The sequence below is a fragment of the Streptococcus sanguinis SK49 genome (assembly GCF_000212815.1).
GTDB lineage: Bacteria > Bacillota > Bacilli > Lactobacillales > Streptococcaceae > Streptococcus > Streptococcus sanguinis_C.
Map to the genome: position 1 here is coordinate 284,907 of NZ_GL890986.1, position 14,843 is coordinate 299,749.

Annotated in this window: 17 protein-coding genes and 1 tRNA gene; all 18 read right to left on the bottom strand. The window is 41.7% G+C overall.

Features of this window, described 5'->3' with window-relative positions; genetic code table 11:
• Positions 1–10: 10 nt before the first annotated feature.
• The 18 genes from HMPREF9380_RS01945 to HMPREF9380_RS01860 all read right to left on the bottom strand — a co-directional run bounded on the left by HMPREF9380_RS01945 (position 11) and on the right by HMPREF9380_RS01860 (position 14,843).
• Positions 11–226: a capsule biosynthesis transcriptional regulator gene (locus HMPREF9380_RS01945; RefSeq protein ID WP_004193318.1), complete on the bottom strand. Its 216-nt coding sequence runs from the start codon at positions 224–226 to the stop codon at positions 11–13.
• A 107-nt stretch (positions 227–333) separates the two neighbouring features.
• A complete protein-coding gene (locus tag HMPREF9380_RS01940) occupies positions 334–1,227 on the bottom strand; it encodes an SPFH domain-containing protein (protein WP_004193320.1) in 894 nt (297 codons plus the stop codon).
• Between the two features lie 96 nt (positions 1,228–1,323).
• On the bottom strand, positions 1,324–2,574 hold the full coding sequence (gene ilvA / locus HMPREF9380_RS01935; protein WP_004193322.1) for a threonine ammonia-lyase IlvA: 1,251 nt from the start codon (positions 2,572–2,574) through the stop codon (positions 1,324–1,326).
• 99 nt (positions 2,575–2,673) lie between these two features.
• Entirely contained in the window at positions 2,674–3,696 is a 1,023-nt protein-coding gene (gene ilvC / locus HMPREF9380_RS01930; protein ID WP_004193324.1) for a ketol-acid reductoisomerase, read from the bottom strand.
• Positions 3,697–3,760: 64 nt separating this feature from the next.
• The gene (ilvN, locus tag HMPREF9380_RS01925; RefSeq protein WP_002898887.1) at positions 3,761–4,237 is read right to left on the bottom strand and encodes an acetolactate synthase small subunit; all 477 of its coding nucleotides are present in this window, start codon (positions 4,235–4,237) and stop codon (positions 3,761–3,763) included.
• Positions 4,230–5,930: an acetolactate synthase large subunit gene (locus tag HMPREF9380_RS01920; RefSeq protein WP_004193326.1), complete on the bottom strand. Its 1,701-nt coding sequence runs from the start codon at positions 5,928–5,930 to the stop codon at positions 4,230–4,232. The genes ilvN and HMPREF9380_RS01920 overlap by 8 nt, the downstream gene beginning before the upstream one ends.
• Positions 5,931–6,190: 260 nt before the next feature.
• Positions 6,191–6,790, bottom strand: coding sequence for a response regulator transcription factor (locus HMPREF9380_RS01915; protein WP_002922250.1), 600 nt, complete (start codon positions 6,788–6,790; stop codon positions 6,191–6,193).
• Positions 6,787–7,887, bottom strand: coding sequence for a sensor histidine kinase (locus HMPREF9380_RS01910; RefSeq protein ID WP_004193329.1), 1,101 nt, complete (start codon positions 7,885–7,887; stop codon positions 6,787–6,789). Before HMPREF9380_RS01910 ends, HMPREF9380_RS01915 begins: the two co-directional genes overlap by 4 nt.
• A 4-nt stretch (positions 7,888–7,891) precedes the next feature.
• Positions 7,892–8,626, bottom strand: a complete 735-nt coding sequence (locus HMPREF9380_RS01905) for an ABC transporter permease (protein ID WP_004193330.1) — start codon at positions 8,624–8,626, stop codon at positions 7,892–7,894.
• 10 nt (positions 8,627–8,636) lie between these two features.
• Positions 8,637–9,512 carry an ABC transporter ATP-binding protein gene (locus tag HMPREF9380_RS01900; RefSeq protein WP_004193333.1) on the bottom strand — a complete coding sequence of 292 codons (876 nt, stop codon included), beginning with the start codon at positions 9,510–9,512 and terminating at the stop codon, positions 8,637–8,639.
• Between the two features lie 230 nt (positions 9,513–9,742).
• Positions 9,743–10,351 (bottom strand): SP0191 family lipoprotein, encoded by a 609-nt coding sequence (locus HMPREF9380_RS01895; protein WP_328270650.1) that lies wholly within the window; start codon positions 10,349–10,351, stop codon positions 9,743–9,745.
• Between the two features lie 114 nt (positions 10,352–10,465).
• Complete coding sequence (locus HMPREF9380_RS01890) at positions 10,466–12,130, bottom strand: DAK2 domain-containing protein (protein ID WP_004193336.1); 1,665 nt, start codon at positions 12,128–12,130, stop codon at positions 10,466–10,468.
• 2 nt (positions 12,131–12,132) lie between these two features.
• Complete coding sequence (locus tag HMPREF9380_RS01885) at positions 12,133–12,498, bottom strand: Asp23/Gls24 family envelope stress response protein (protein ID WP_002893676.1); 366 nt, start codon at positions 12,496–12,498, stop codon at positions 12,133–12,135.
• A gap of 142 nt (positions 12,499–12,640) precedes the next feature.
• Positions 12,641–12,829, bottom strand: coding sequence for a 50S ribosomal protein L28 (gene rpmB / locus HMPREF9380_RS01880; RefSeq protein ID WP_001140948.1), 189 nt, complete (start codon positions 12,827–12,829; stop codon positions 12,641–12,643).
• A 126-nt stretch (positions 12,830–12,955) separates the two neighbouring features.
• Positions 12,956–13,618, bottom strand: coding sequence for a LiaF transmembrane domain-containing protein (locus tag HMPREF9380_RS01875; protein ID WP_004193338.1), 663 nt, complete (start codon positions 13,616–13,618; stop codon positions 12,956–12,958).
• Between the two features lie 5 nt (positions 13,619–13,623).
• Positions 13,624–14,070 (bottom strand): LytTR family DNA-binding domain-containing protein, encoded by a 447-nt coding sequence (locus tag HMPREF9380_RS01870; protein WP_002893678.1) that lies wholly within the window; start codon positions 14,068–14,070, stop codon positions 13,624–13,626.
• Positions 14,071–14,260: 190 nt separating this feature from the next.
• A tRNA-Thr gene (locus HMPREF9380_RS01865) sits at positions 14,261–14,333 on the bottom strand.
• A 51-nt stretch (positions 14,334–14,384) separates the two neighbouring features.
• Positions 14,385–14,843 (bottom strand): GNAT family N-acetyltransferase, encoded by a 459-nt coding sequence (locus tag HMPREF9380_RS01860; RefSeq protein WP_004193340.1) that lies wholly within the window; start codon positions 14,841–14,843, stop codon positions 14,385–14,387.

Genomic DNA, 14,843 nt, shown 5'->3' on the forward strand with positions numbered 1-14,843 from the left:
ATTTTGAAGTTTAGTCTTCAAATTTTTCATGGTTTTTGTCGTAGAAATCAATCAAGCCAAGAGCTGTTTCAAAAGAGATATTTTTCACTTTTGCACGTCCTTGAGCAAGAGCAATGATAGACATTTCACGTGCATTTGTTTCTTTACTAATACGGTAACCGGTGATCTTCTTATCACGTACCCAACTAACAACAGTTTCTACTTTCTCAAAATTAGATTTAGCCATTTCTTACTCCTCTCTATCTAGTTATAGTATTAACTATAATTGTTTTTTAACAGTTTGTCAACTTAAACAGACTACTTTCAAAAAAAATAAATAATTCAGAATTTTCTTTACTTAGCTTTGAGAGCTGAAAGTATCTGAGTTCGAATACTTTCAACACCTTCTGGATTTGCTGGAAGGAAGATGGTATTACTACCCGAACTATCTGCAAAATTATTCAGCGTATCCAGGTACTGGTTGGTCAAAAGAATAGACATAATCTGCTCTTCTGTCAACTCAATATTGGCACCCTTCAATTCCTTGATCGAGTCTGCCAAACCATCCACAATGGCCTTCCGTTGCTCGGCAATACCAACACCATGCAGGCGGTCTTTCTCAGCTTCCGCAGAAGCAGCGGTCACAATCTTAATCTTATCCGCTTCGGCCAATTCCTGAGCAGCCACGCGCTTACGCTGCGCCGCATTGATTTCGTTCATAGACTGTTTAACTTCTGCATCTGGTTCAACCTTAGTGATTAATGTTTTAACAATAATATAGCCATAAGTCGACATTTCTTCTGCCACCTGCTTTTGGACTTCTAGGGCAATTTCGTCCTTCTTTTCAAAGAGCTCGTCCAAGGTCAGTTTTGGAACTGAGGAACGAAGGGCATCTTCAATATAGGACTTAATCTGAGCTTCTGGCCGCATAAGCTTGTAATAAGCGTCAATCACGTTGTTTTCATTTACACGATATTGAGTCGCAACGTTCATAGTTACGAAAACATTATCCTGTGTCTTAGTCTCAACGATAATTTCGCTCTGCAACAAACGTAGCTGAACACGAGCCGCTATCTTGTCAATTCCTAATGGAAGACGAAAATTGATGCCGCTGCTGCTAGTTTTATGATAACGTCCAAACCGTTCAATGATTGCTACAGATTGTTGACGAACCACATAAACCGCACTAAGTATTAAGAATATAAATATTATAAGCAATATGATAAAGAAGAGTGGAATAAAAAGCATGTTCAAGTCCTCCTTGATTCACTACAATATATTCTACCATATCTAATTTGTAGTTTCAAACAAAAACATAAAAATTAGGCTAAAATATTTTTATAATTAGACCAGCATATTATAGAGTGTTTCATTTCCGTTCAAATTGATAAAGGATGGATCGAACTGCTCAATACGGTTAATCAAAGAAGCATAATCATGCTTATCTGCCAGTGAAATACCAATCAAAACCGGCCCCGTTCCCTTGCTTGCCCGCTTGATATATTCAAAACGAGTAATATCGTCATTAGGCCCCAAAATATCATTCACAAATTCCCTCAGGGCACCCGGACGCTGCGGGAAATTAACCACGAAATAGTGCTTGATACCATCATAAATAAGTGCCCGTTCTTCCATCTCTGGCATACGGTTGATGTCATTATTACCACCTGAGATAATGCAGCAGATAGTCTTCCCCTTGATATACTCGCTCAGCACTTCCAAAGCAGCAACACTTGCCGCACCAGCTGGCTCTGCGACAATCCCTTGCTTAGAATATAGGTCAATGATGGTCTCTGAAATAAGCCCTTCATCTACACCAATAAGATTTTGAACATTCTTTTGTGTAACCTCATAGGTTGACGCACCGACCTTCTGAACTGCGATACCGTCAGCAAATTTGTCGATTTCTTTAAGCTTGACCGGACCTCCAGCTTCAAAAGCTGCTTTCATACTACGGGCACCGTTGGCTTCCACACCAATAACTTCGATAGTTGGCTGACTTTCTTTGATATAGGTTGAGACTCCTGATATCAGGCCGCCGCCGCCAACTGGTACCAAAACTGCATGAAAATCGATAGCTTCTCTCTTGGCCTCGTCTAAGATTTCATAAGCCACTGTTCCTTGACCAGCTTGGACATCTTCATTATCAAAAGGATCGATAAAGGTGCGGTTTTCAGCCTTAGTATAGTCAAGCGCTGCCTTAGCCGAAGCATCAAAGGTATCTCCAACCAGCTTGATATCCACAAATTCACCGCCAAAGAAGCGGACTTGGCCAATCTTCTGCTGAGGAGTCGTGATGGGCATAAAAATAGTTGCTGGAATTTTCATTTCCTTACAAGTATAGGCCACTCCTTGGGCGTGATTCCCCGCAGAAGCACAGACAACTCCACGCTGGCGCTCCTCTTCATTAAGTTGAGAAATGGCATAATAAGCCCCACGAAGTTTAAAAGAGCGCACCCGCTGCATATTTTCCTTCTTCAGGTAAATCTTGGCCTGGTACTTCTCCGACAAATAGTGGTCGTAGTCAAGCGGAGTATTGACAACCACATCTTTTAACACTTTATGAGCATGAGTGATATCTTTTGCTCTGAGCATATTTTTTCCTTCCCTATTCTTCCAGTTTATTCTCTATCAAGCAAAACAAGGGGCTGGGAATTCGCATTCCTACCCCTAATTTCTTATATGCTCTTTATCTTAATTGTAAATCTTGAAAGCATCGTCGTCGTTTTTACCAACGAATGGCATTGCTTTACGCAATTCTGCACCGACCTTTTCAATCTCCAGATTCGCAGCTTGCTCACGGTAAGCAGTGAGTTTTGGACGACCAGCTTTATAGTCATCAACGAAGTCATTAGCAAATTTACCGTTTTGGATATCTGCCAAAACAGCCTTCATATTTTCTTTGACTTGCTCAGTAATGACGCGCGGACCAGATACATAGTCACCGTATTCAGCTGTATTTGAGATAGATTGACGCATTTTCTTGAATCCACCTTCATAGATCAAGTCAACGATCAATTTCATTTCATGAAGAACCTCAAAGTAAGCCAATTCTGGCGCATAGCCTGCTTCTGTCAAGACTTCAAAACCTGCTTCGATAAGGGCAGTCAAACCACCACAAAGGACAGCTTGTTCACCAAAAAGATCTTCTTCAGTTTCTTCTTTGTAAGTTGTTTCAAGCAAACCAACACGAGCCGCACCAACACCTTTACACCAGTCCATGGCTATGTTTTTGGCATTACCAGTTGCATCTTGGTAAACTGCATACAGAGCTGGTACACCAAAACCTTCTTCGAAAGTACGACGAACCAAGTGACCAGGACCTTTCGGTGCACACATGAAGACATCTACATCGGCAGGAACTTTGATAAATTCAAAATGGATGTTGAAACCATGAGCAAATCCAACTGCGTTTCCAGCTTCCAAGTTTGGAGCGATTTCTGCTTCATAAAGGTCTTGTTGGATTTCATCTGGAGCCAAAATCATGATGACATCAGCTAATTTAGCTGCTTCTGCTACTGTATAAGTATCAAAGCCATCTTCTTTAGCCTTGTCAAATGACTTACCAGGACGAACACCGATAATCACATCGTGGCCTGTATCGCGCAAGTTTTGCGCATGAGCATGACCTTGTGATCCATAGCCGATCACGGCAATTTTCTTACCCTCAAGTGCTGCTACTTTTACATCTTTTTCGTATTCCATTGTTACTGCCATAAGTTTTACTCTCTTTTCTATTTTTATTGCCTGTTAGGCGGTTTTAACAAATTAAAGGTTTGATTTAATCTCGGGTAAAGCCTGTTGCTCCAGTCCGAGCAATATTTTTGATACCATATGGGCGAATGACTCGAAGTAGAGCCTCGCTCTTCTCCGCATCACCAGTCATCTGAACGGTAATGGAGCTAGGTGCTACATCCACAACTGTTGCCCGGAATGGCTGGATAATAGACAGAATCTCTGCTCGCTTATCAGCTGGAGCCGAGACCTTAACCAGAATCACTTCACGCTCCAAGTGAGGACGGTCTGTGATATCTCGAACCCGAATCACATCAATCTGACGATTGAGCTGCTTGATAATCTGCTCAACCTCTGCCAACGAAGCCACATCAATGATGATGGTGATACGGGAGACTTCTGGATTTTCTGTCGTTCCGACTGAGATACTCTCAATATTAACCTGACGTCTGGAAAGAACACCCGTGAAGCGGTTCAGAACACCCGAACGGTTTTGGAGTTTAGCTGTCAACATTCTACGCATGGAACTTCACCCCCAACATCTCATGATTGCTCTTGCCAGCCGGCACCATTGGAAGAACGTGCTCCTTGCGAGAGATATCCACCTCGATAAACATCGGTATATCTTCCTTTAAGGCTTCCAAATCCTGGACAATGGTCTCCGGATCGTCAAATTTATAGGATTTAACACCATAAGCCTGAGCCATGAGCTGGAAATCTGGCAACGTTTCAAAGACAGACTCAGAGGTACGACCGTCATAGAAAGCTTCCTGCCACTGGCGCACCATGCCTAACGAATGATTGTTAAGCATGATGACCTTAATCGGAATCTTATAGATATTGAGAATAGCCATCTCTTGGTTTGTCATCTGATAGCCACCATCTCCGACAAAGAGCACCACTTCCTTATCCGGATTAGCAATTTTAGCTCCAATCGCTGCAGGTACACCGAAGCCCATAGTTCCTAGACCACCAGACGTTACCAGTTGACGCTCGTTTTTATACGGATAATATTGGGCAGCCCACATTTGGTGCTGACCGACGTCTGTTACGACGATGGCATCACCCTTGGTCAGCTCACCCACGCGCTCAATGACAGCTTGAGGTTGTACGACACGTTCTTTCTTATCATATGAGCGAACCCGTTCCTTATCTTGCGTTACTTTTTCAATCCACTTGCTGGTATTATTATGCACCTGCTCTTCATTCAGCAGCATCTGTAGTGCTTTCTTAGCATCCCCTACGATAGGAATATCTACGCTAATAATTTTTCCAATTTCTGCTGGATCGATATCAATATGTGCTACTTTAGCGTTCTTGGCAAAGGTTTTCGGATTACCGGTTAGACGGTCATCAAAGCGGCAGCCGATACTAATCATAAAGTCGGCCTCAGTCATGGCAATATTGGCCGCAAAAGAACCGTGCATTCCACCCATACCTAAAAACAAAGGATGATCTATCGCAATAGTCCCCTGACCCAACAAGGTAGTGACTACTGGAATCTGATACCGTTCCGCCAAAGCAACCAGCTCTGCTGCTGCCTCGGCATAACTAATACCGCCTCCTGAAAGAAGAACCGGCTTTTTAGCCTTAGAAATCTGCTTGATAATCTTCTTAATCTGCAATTCATTAGGCTCAATAGTCGGCTGATAACTCGGCAGATGTAACTTGCTATCATAGATAAAGTCTGTTTCCAGAGCGGAGACATCCTTAGGCAAATCAATAACGACTGGCCCAGGACGACCTGTCGTCGCGATGTGAATAGCTTCTGTAATAATACGCGGAATTTCTGCCGTCTCCCGAACCTGATAATTGTACTTGGTAATAGGAGTCGTAATCCCAACAATATCCGCTTCCTGAAAAGCATCTTTACCGATTCCAGCCTTGGCCACCTGACCAGTAAAGACTAAAAGGGGGACGCTATCACTCATGGCATCAGCAATACCGGTAATGGCATTAGTCGCTCCCGGACCGCTAGTCACAACTGCTACTCCGATTTTCCCAGTAGACTTAGCATAGCCTTCTGCCTCGTGAACACAGCCTTGCTCATGACGGCCTAGAATATGACGGATGCCTTCAAAACTATAGATAGCATCATAAAGCGGCAGTACAGCGCCGCCGGGATAGCCAAAAATCGTATCAACGCCAAGATTTTTCAAGGTTTCTAAAACAAGCTCTGAACCTGTCTTAGAAGTTTCCAATTTGATTTTCTCCATTCTTCCCCTTTCATTATTTACAATTTTCTAAAAATTCAAAAAGCTTTCTACTATGATAACATTTTTGAAAAAAATTGCAAGCAGCTAGTTAATTTTTTTCTTGATTTTTTATCTAAATCCGAATGTTTTTTCTAATACAAGATAAAAAGTCAGAACTATATTTATAGTCCCGACACTTCGTTAGAATATTCATCACACAAATATTCACTTTAGCTAAAAACTATCTTATCTCACCTTTTCTCCAAAGCTGAATCTTCTAGCTATAGCCAGCCTTTCTCTTGTCCGATTCGGACTGCTTCTGTTCGATTTTCAGCGTCTAGCTTGGTCAAAATAGCAGACATATAGTTACGAACCGTTCCATTTGACAGGTAGAGTTTTTCAGCAATTTCTTTATTGGACAGGCCAGTCGCCGCAGCTTGCAGGACTAGCCTCTCCTGCTGAGAGAGAGGGTTCCTACTGGTCATTAGCACCTCCATCAATTCCGGCGAATATTCCTTTTGCCCATCTAGAACAGTGTGGATGGTCTTCATCAAATCCGCAATGCTACGCTCTTTAAGCACATAAGCATCCACATCTGCCTTAACAGCTCTCTCAAAATAGCCCGGTCGCTTGAAGGTTGTGACGATGATGACCTTGATGTTGGGTCGATTGGCCTTGACCCATTCGAGAACGTCTAGGCCGGTCTGATGGGGCATTTCCACGTCCAAAATAGCTACATCAACAGTTTCTGAGCTAAGACAGTCAATAGCCTTCTGCCCATCTGCGGCCTGATAGACTTCTTCGACATCTGGCTGCAGCTGCAAGAGCTGAGCTAAGGCATCTCTCAGCATACTTTGATCTTCTGCTAACAAAAGTTTCATGCTTCCTTCCCTCCGTATGGCAATTCAATCCGAATCCATGTTGGATCTTGGCTGCTAAGAATCTCAAGCCTTCCTGATAAGGCAGACAATCGCTCTCGAATACTATGCAACTCCCGACCAGTCAGCTTTTGAAAACCACAACCATCATCCTGAATGTCTAAAATAAGCCTTTCATCTTTCTTTACCAAAGAAAAATTGCTCTTTTTAGCCTTGGCATGTTTAATGATATTGGTCGCTGCCTCCAGTAAGATCATACTAATCGTTGACTGCTGACTCGGTGGGATACTGGCAACATTGAGCTGGTTATCTATCTCGACCTGAATACCGCTCATCTCCAGCATGGCACGAATGGTCACTAGTTCCTCGTCCAACGTCCGATTCTTTAGATCATTAATAATCCGCCGAACATCAGCCATGGACTTCTTACTAATCTCTTGCACTTCCTGCAGTTCTTTTGCTGCCTTGTCGTAAGCTTCCATCTGCAAAAACTGCTGAGCCAGCTCCGCTTTGACACTGAGCATAGCAAAGGTATGTCCTAGACTATCATGTAAGTCACGGCCAATCCGATTGCGCTCATTTTCTGCTAGAAAGAGATTCAGCTGGGCATTTTGTTTGGTCTTTTCTTCCTTGATTCGCTCGGTCGTCTGAATCCGATGGAGACCAAAGGTCAAGCCATCTGAAAAGAGAAAAGTGACAATAAAGAAAAGTAGTTCTGCTGGACCAACATGACCCATCAAATAATTAGTCAGCACAATAGCAGGCTGCAAATCAATAAAGGTCCAAAAACGCCAGGATTTAAACGAGACATCATCCAGCTCATAAATCAGCAGATTAGATAGATAAAAAATATACCAGGTAAATCCTGTATTTAACCAGACAGAACCATAGTATATGTAAACAACCAAGAAGCACCAAGAAAAAAACTGAGTAAGGCGATGGTTACTTAGCAAAACCGCATAGTAAGCCGCAACAAAAATAGCTGTCCCAAGCAAGAGGAAAAGCGGGTATTCCCCGCTGATTACTCCCGCCACTGGAAAGATGATAAAGACCAGCGCAATATGAAACATATAGTGGACTTGTTTAAGCTTTTCCCACATGCTTTTATTTTACCTCAATTCGCTTTTTGAGCTGCAGCACAAGAATGCTGACTAAAACCGTATAAATCAGAACAATCAAAGCTGCCTTGCCATTGAACTGATGGTGTTCTAGATAAGAAGACACGACCTGCATCAGTTGATAACTTGGCGTCAGCTTACCGATTGGTTGGAGCCATTTTGGAAACATAGTCAGAGGGAACCATAGACCGCCCAGAACAGCCAGTGCCATATAGACGATATTTCCCACTACAGACATGAGCTGAGCACTTGGCAAGAGACTGACCAATACACCCATGGCAATAAAGACAACACTTCCTACCAGAAGGATCAAGGCAATAAGAAGCCAGTCCACCATTGGCAGATTAACCCCGCGAACAAAATGCCCAATCGAGAAGACTACGATTATGGAAAGCATAAAAGTCAACAAAGTACTGCAAAGCTTTGATATATAATATTTTACCATAGAAATCGGCGAGTGCTGAATCATTTTTTGCCAGTTATTGTTTTTATCAGACTGCAAAGTGCTTGGAATGCTAAAGAAGGCACTAGACATGATACTAAAAAGGGTCATAGAGAAGAGATATCCTCGAAGCACACGCTCAGGCGTATCACTTCCAGACATCATTCCTGAGAAAATCAGGTAAAAGACGCTGGGCAGACCAATAGACAAGAGATAATAAGCAGCCTGCCGCTTCATTAAAATCAACTCAATCTTCATAAGACTTGCCATATTTTTCATGATTACTCTCCTATTCTTGTGTCGTTTCAAAAATACTATCCAAGAGGGTACGGTTACGTACTTCAATCTCTTCGATTGTACAGCCGTGTTCCTGCAGGACTTGCCAAACTTGACCAGCATCTCTGGTAGCAAAAGATAAAGCCTTTTGCTTGATTTCTAAATCAGTCACATTATCCAGCTTTTCAAGCACAGACTGATAAGTCAGTGGCAAGGTAAAGTGTTTTTCCTGCTCCTCACTGCGCATGGCATAAGGCGTCGTGTCCCGAATCAACTCGCCCTTGTGCAGCACCAAAATCCGATCTGCCGTATGCTCGACTTCTTCGATATAGTGAGAGGAATAAACAATGGTCACTCCCTGCTGCTTGAGCTGATTAACAATTTCCCAGAAATGCTGACGAGTGGAGGTGTCCATAGCTGAAGTCGGTTCGTCCAAGAACAGAATCTTAGGACGGCCAATCAGACTTAGAACAAAAGAGAAGAGACGCTTTTGTCCACCAGATAGCTTACTGGCCATCTGATTCTTTTGCTTGTCTGTAAATTGTAATAAATCATCAATTTCTTGATTGGATAAACTATTTGGATAAATTGCTTGGAAGAACGTCAAGAGTTCCTTGACCTTCAAATCCTCCACCACTGTATTTTCCTGTGGTAAAATCGCTACAGACTGCTTGAGATGATTGTCAGTTGGTTTGAGCCCCTGAATCCTTGCTTCACCTGCTGTCAGAAACTTATCGCCCAGCAAACAATCCATGAGAGTCGTTTTCCCTGCTCCGTTGGGACCAATCAAGGCCACACAGTCACCTTGGGAGATTTCAAACGAAATATCCTTTAAAATTTCCTTACCATGAATGCTTTTTGAAAGATTCTTTACTTCAATCAGTTCCATTTTTCTCCTCCTTTGATTTGATAAGCCTCATATGCATCTTTCCTTTATTTTTCCAAAGCCGGAAGAATAATAAAGACCAAATGCTATTTGAATTCTTACAGCAACCTTTTATCATGTTGTTAACTATATTATAAGGCAAAGAAATTTTTCCTACTAGTTTATTTTGTCACCGACTGACATGACAAATGTCACTTTCTCACATAAAAAAAACGAGTTACCTCGTTTTTATTCTATTCTTCTTTCAGACCATTCATTTTCAGTCCTAAAATAACTCTTTCCGGTGTAAAATCTTTAAAGTCTCCTAAGCCCAACTCTTTTTTACTTGAAATTTTATCTATTTGTTCCTTTGTAAGCTTTTGAAAATCCATCTCAACATTTGTTTGAAACTTTCTCTCCGCTGTTACAGAGTAGACTAATTTAAAACCATCGATTGCTAGTAATTCAGCAATCTGAGGATCTTGTTTTATTCCTTCTTGAATACGAGTTGTCATTTCTTCAGGAGATAACTCAGCGTATGATAATGCTATATCTTGCGGTAAGTCTGTCTGCATTTCCATGTGCAAACTAAGAATCTTTTTCCCTTGATAGGTTACCGTATCACGATGATGAACCCCTTGAACATCTCCTACTAAGGTTTTACTTGTTATCTCAACTTCTCCAGAAGATTTTGATGACGAATCAATTTGCAGGCTAGACTGCTTTACAGACTCACTATCAGAACGATGTTCTGCCATAGAACATCCTGTCAATAGGAATAAAGCCGTTGAAAATATTATTAATAATTTTCTCATTATACACCTTTTTCTATAATTATATACCATAGTATAGCATAATACCATAAATTTGTCTAAATATTTTTTTAAAAAAAACAAAAAAGGCTGCAGGAAAGCTTCCTTTGCCTTTTTTTATTATAAAATTTAAAAGTCAAATCCAAGAATCGTTAGACTATAGTATTATTCAACACTAAAAATATATGGATAAACCGGCTGACTGCCCTGATGAATTTCTACTTCGACATCCTCGAATTGTTCCATCAAATCTTGAGCAAGACTGCTAGCCAACTCTTCGCTGCCATCTTCACCGATATAGATAGAGACAATCTCGCTGTCTTCATTGAGCATCTTGCTGAACGTTTCTTTCAAAGTTGCCAGCATATCTGGATTAGAAACAACAATCTTACCATCCACCATACCGAGGTTGTCATTCTCATGAATTTCCAAGCCATCAATCGTCGTATCGCGAACCGCAGTCGTCACGCTGCCGCTGACTACTTCTGCCAAGGCTGCAGTCATACGCTCTTGGTTTTCCTCGATAGTCTTGCCGCCATCAAAAGCTAGGAGACTGGTCAAACCTTGAGGAATCGTGCGAGTCTCAATAACAGCTGCAGGCTGTTCAATCACTTCTGCTGCTGATTGGGCTGCCATGAAGATGTTTTTATTATTTGGCAAGATAATAATATTACGAGCATTGACTTGCTCCACAGCTTTGATAAAGTCTTCCGTTGATGGGTTCATAGTTTGCCCGCCAGAGATGATATAGTCAACTCCCTGAGCCTTAAAGATTTCAGCCAGACCATCACCAGCCACTACAGCGATAATCGCAAACTCTTTTTCTTGAGCCGGCTTAGCTGAGCGCTCTTCCTTTTCAACCTGCGCTTCGTGCTGGTTGCGCATATTGTCAACCTTGACCTTGACCAGACTACCATACTTGAGACCTTCCTGCATAACCAGTCCTGGATCTTCGGTATGGACATGGACTTTGACAATTTCATCATCGTTGACTACCAGCAGGGAATCTCCCAAATCGTTGAGGTAGTTGCGGAACTCATCATAATCAAAGTCTTTTACATAGGTTGGTCCTTTCTTGAGAGCCACCATGATTTCTGTACAATAGCCGAAAGTAATGTCTTCTGTTGCCACATGGCCAGCTACAGACTTATGATGCTCAGCATTGATCATCTCAGACATGGTCGCAGGTGTCGCCACAAAGTCCTCAGATGCGATATATTCGCCTGTAAGTGCAGACAAGAATCCTTCATAGATAAAGACAAGCCCTTGACCGCCAGAGTCCACAACACCGACTTCTTTCAGAACCGGCAGCATATCAGGTGTCTTAGCCAGAGCAGCTTTTGCTCCTTCAAGAGCCGCTTTCATAACTTCTACAGCGTCATTAGTGACTTCAGCTTTCTTCTTGGCACCAATAGCCGCACCGCGAGAAACAGTCAAAATCGTTCCCTCAACCGGCTTCATAACTGCCTTGTAAGCCACTTCTACACCAGACTGAAAGGCCAGAGCAAGATCTTCACCAGTCAGCTCTTCATGCTCTTTCACACTTTGAGAAAAACCGCGGAAAAGCTGGGAGGTGATAACGCCTGAGTTACCACGCGCACCCATCAAAAGACCTTTCGCAAAGATACCTGCCGCTTCGCCAACTGTTGAAGCAGACTTGTCTGCCACTTCCTTAGCACCATTTTCAATGGTCATGCCCATGTTGGTACCTGTATCTCCGTCTGGAACTGGGAAGACATTCAAAGAATTTACATATTCAGCCTGTTTATTTAAGCGAGTAGATGCTGCCTGCACCATTTCTTGGAATAAACTAGTAGTAATATTTGCCACGATTATTCTCCTACGACTTTAATATTTTGGATATAAACATTCACTGCATGGGCAGTAATTCCGAGCTTGTTTTCCAAACTGAATTTAACACGCTCTTGGATGTTTTTGGAAACTTCGCTGATTTTGACTCCATAGCTTAACACAGTGTAGACATCAACTGCGATATCACCTTCATCAGTCGCTTTCACAACCACGCCCTTAGCATAGTTTTCTTTTCCTAAAAGGGCTTGAAAATTATCCTTGATTGCATTTTTGCTGGCCATGCCAACTACACCAAAAATTTCAGTCGCTGCACCACCGACGATTGTCGCAATCACATCATCAGTCAGCTCAATTTGACCATCTTTTGTATTAATTTTCACAGTCATAATTTGTACCTCAAAAGTATTTTATAGTTTATTCTACCATATTTTATACAGGGTGTAAAAGAGGAAGGGTCTAAATCAACTGTCTAGGCGGAAATTTCAAAGCAAAAAAAGGATGGAAAATTCCATCCTTTTGAAATAAAGATTAAACGCGTTCAACTTTACCTGATTTAAGGGCACGAGCTGAAGCCCAAACTTTTTTAGGTTTACCGTCAATCAAAACAGTAACTTTTTGAAGATTTGGTTTAACAGCGCGTTTTGTTTGGTTCATCGCGTGAGAGCGGTTGTTTCCTGATACAGTCTTACGACCAGTAAAGTAACATACTTTAGCCATTATCGTGTTTCCTCCTATTAGATCTAATATTACGGATGTGCTAGCACCACATACCTTCCTATATTACCAAAAAACTTGACGTTTGACAAGTACATTTGTCCAAACTTTCGAAATTAATCCGTTTTCCTAAACATAGCTAATCTTCAAAGAGCCGAAAGATACATCGCCTCTGACATAGAGAGTTTTTCTCTTTTCATTGACATTGCGAGGATTATAGACAGAGGCAAAGGCATTATCTACATCCAGCTCTACACGCCAGTCACTGGGCACATAAAGCATCACACTGCCAAAAGATAGATCCACTTCAAAAGTTGCTGAGTCCCCTTCGATAGTCGCATTATCAAAATAAACCGATGCACTTCCAAAAGCACAGTCTAACTTTTCATAGGTGAAGTTATCTGAGTTGATATAGCGCGTGCCACTGCCAAAAGCAATATCATCTTTTGAGGAAGAAGAGGCAGCCGAGAAGATACGCCCCTTAAAAATGCGCTGGGGCTTGAAAATCATATTGAGACCAATACAAGCCAGAATACCACCCAAAACCAAGGTTCCTGTTGAAATAGCTAAAAAGTGGTAAACGGCATTGGCAATAATCAGCGCAATAACTGCCATGATAAGCCCAGTACCAAAGTCTCTTTCTAAGAAATTTTCCAAGGCGAAATAGGCGAACATTGCAACTACTAGCATGGGCCAAATATTAAAATTGAAGGCAGGAATCCCAAAATTCCCCTGCAGCAGAACCCAAGCTGCCAAGACTAGAAAGCCGATTCCAAAAATTGTTTTTTTCATGATAATTACCTCACTTCACTTAACTTTTCTTTTACTAACTGATAATAATGCCTAGACACATGCACCTGTTTATGGGTATTGTAAAACTGGACAGTGCTCGTTCCTGAAAAGGACTTATCCAAAGCATAGATTGCCTTGATATTGGCAATGGTGGACTTAGAAATCCGACAGAAATAACGGGGCAGAATCTCTTCTAACTCATAGAGCTTTAGCTTGACCTCATAAGCATCATTGCGGGCATGGGCAAAAATCTTGCTGCCGTCCGTCTCGAAAAAGAGAATGTCCGCTAAATCAAGAAAGTACTCACTGCTTTCCTTATAGAAAAGAATGGATGGAGTCGCCGTTTCTTCCAGAGCTTCCTGGATACGCTGAATCCGCTCATCCAGCCGCGAAACTTTTATCACCATTTCTGTTTCATCCAAACTCTGATCTAATTCAATCCGAATGTTCATAGACTCTCCTTTCCATCTGCTTATCTTTATTATAACAAGAAACTCCCGAGAAACAAGGCCTTTTCAGTAAGTGGTCAATTTTGACCGGTAAGTGGTTTATAAGAGATGATAGAAAGTATATTTACCCCAGACAACAAAAATTTCTAGCATAAGCAAAGAAAAAAGAAGCCTTTAAGCTTCCAAATTAAGATGCCGATTGCAGGGATCGAACCTGTGACCTACGCGTTACGAGTGCGTTGCTCTACCAACTGAGCTAAATCGGCGCCTTTTCCCTTTTATTTTAGCATCTTGAGCTTTTTTGTCAAGGGAAAATTTCACAATTTTTTAACCCAAATCAAACAAGGGTTGCTTTTATCCCAAAGTTCAGGAAAGATTTCTAACTTTTTAAAGCCCTGAGCATGATAGAAAGCATTAGTCCTGTCGTAAGTAGGATAATGACCTGGTGCTACCGTTTTTACTTGCAGATAGGATGCTTTTTGACGAGCAGATTTTTCTAAAACTTCTAGAAGTTGACTGCCAATTCCCGCTCTATGATAGAATTTTTTAACAGCTAGGCAGTCAATCTCAGCACAATCTTCACTAGAGTATGATAAGCTTACAAAGCCAGCCAAATCACTCTCCTGATAGGCAGCCCAAACTTGCAAATCCTTAGCTCCTTCAATGTAAGCTTGTGTACTTTCAGATATTCCAAACCATTCTGGTAAATCCTTTAAAACTTCGCTAACCGCTATCATCTTTTGTTTTTCTTCCTTCACTTCTTCAATTACTATCAT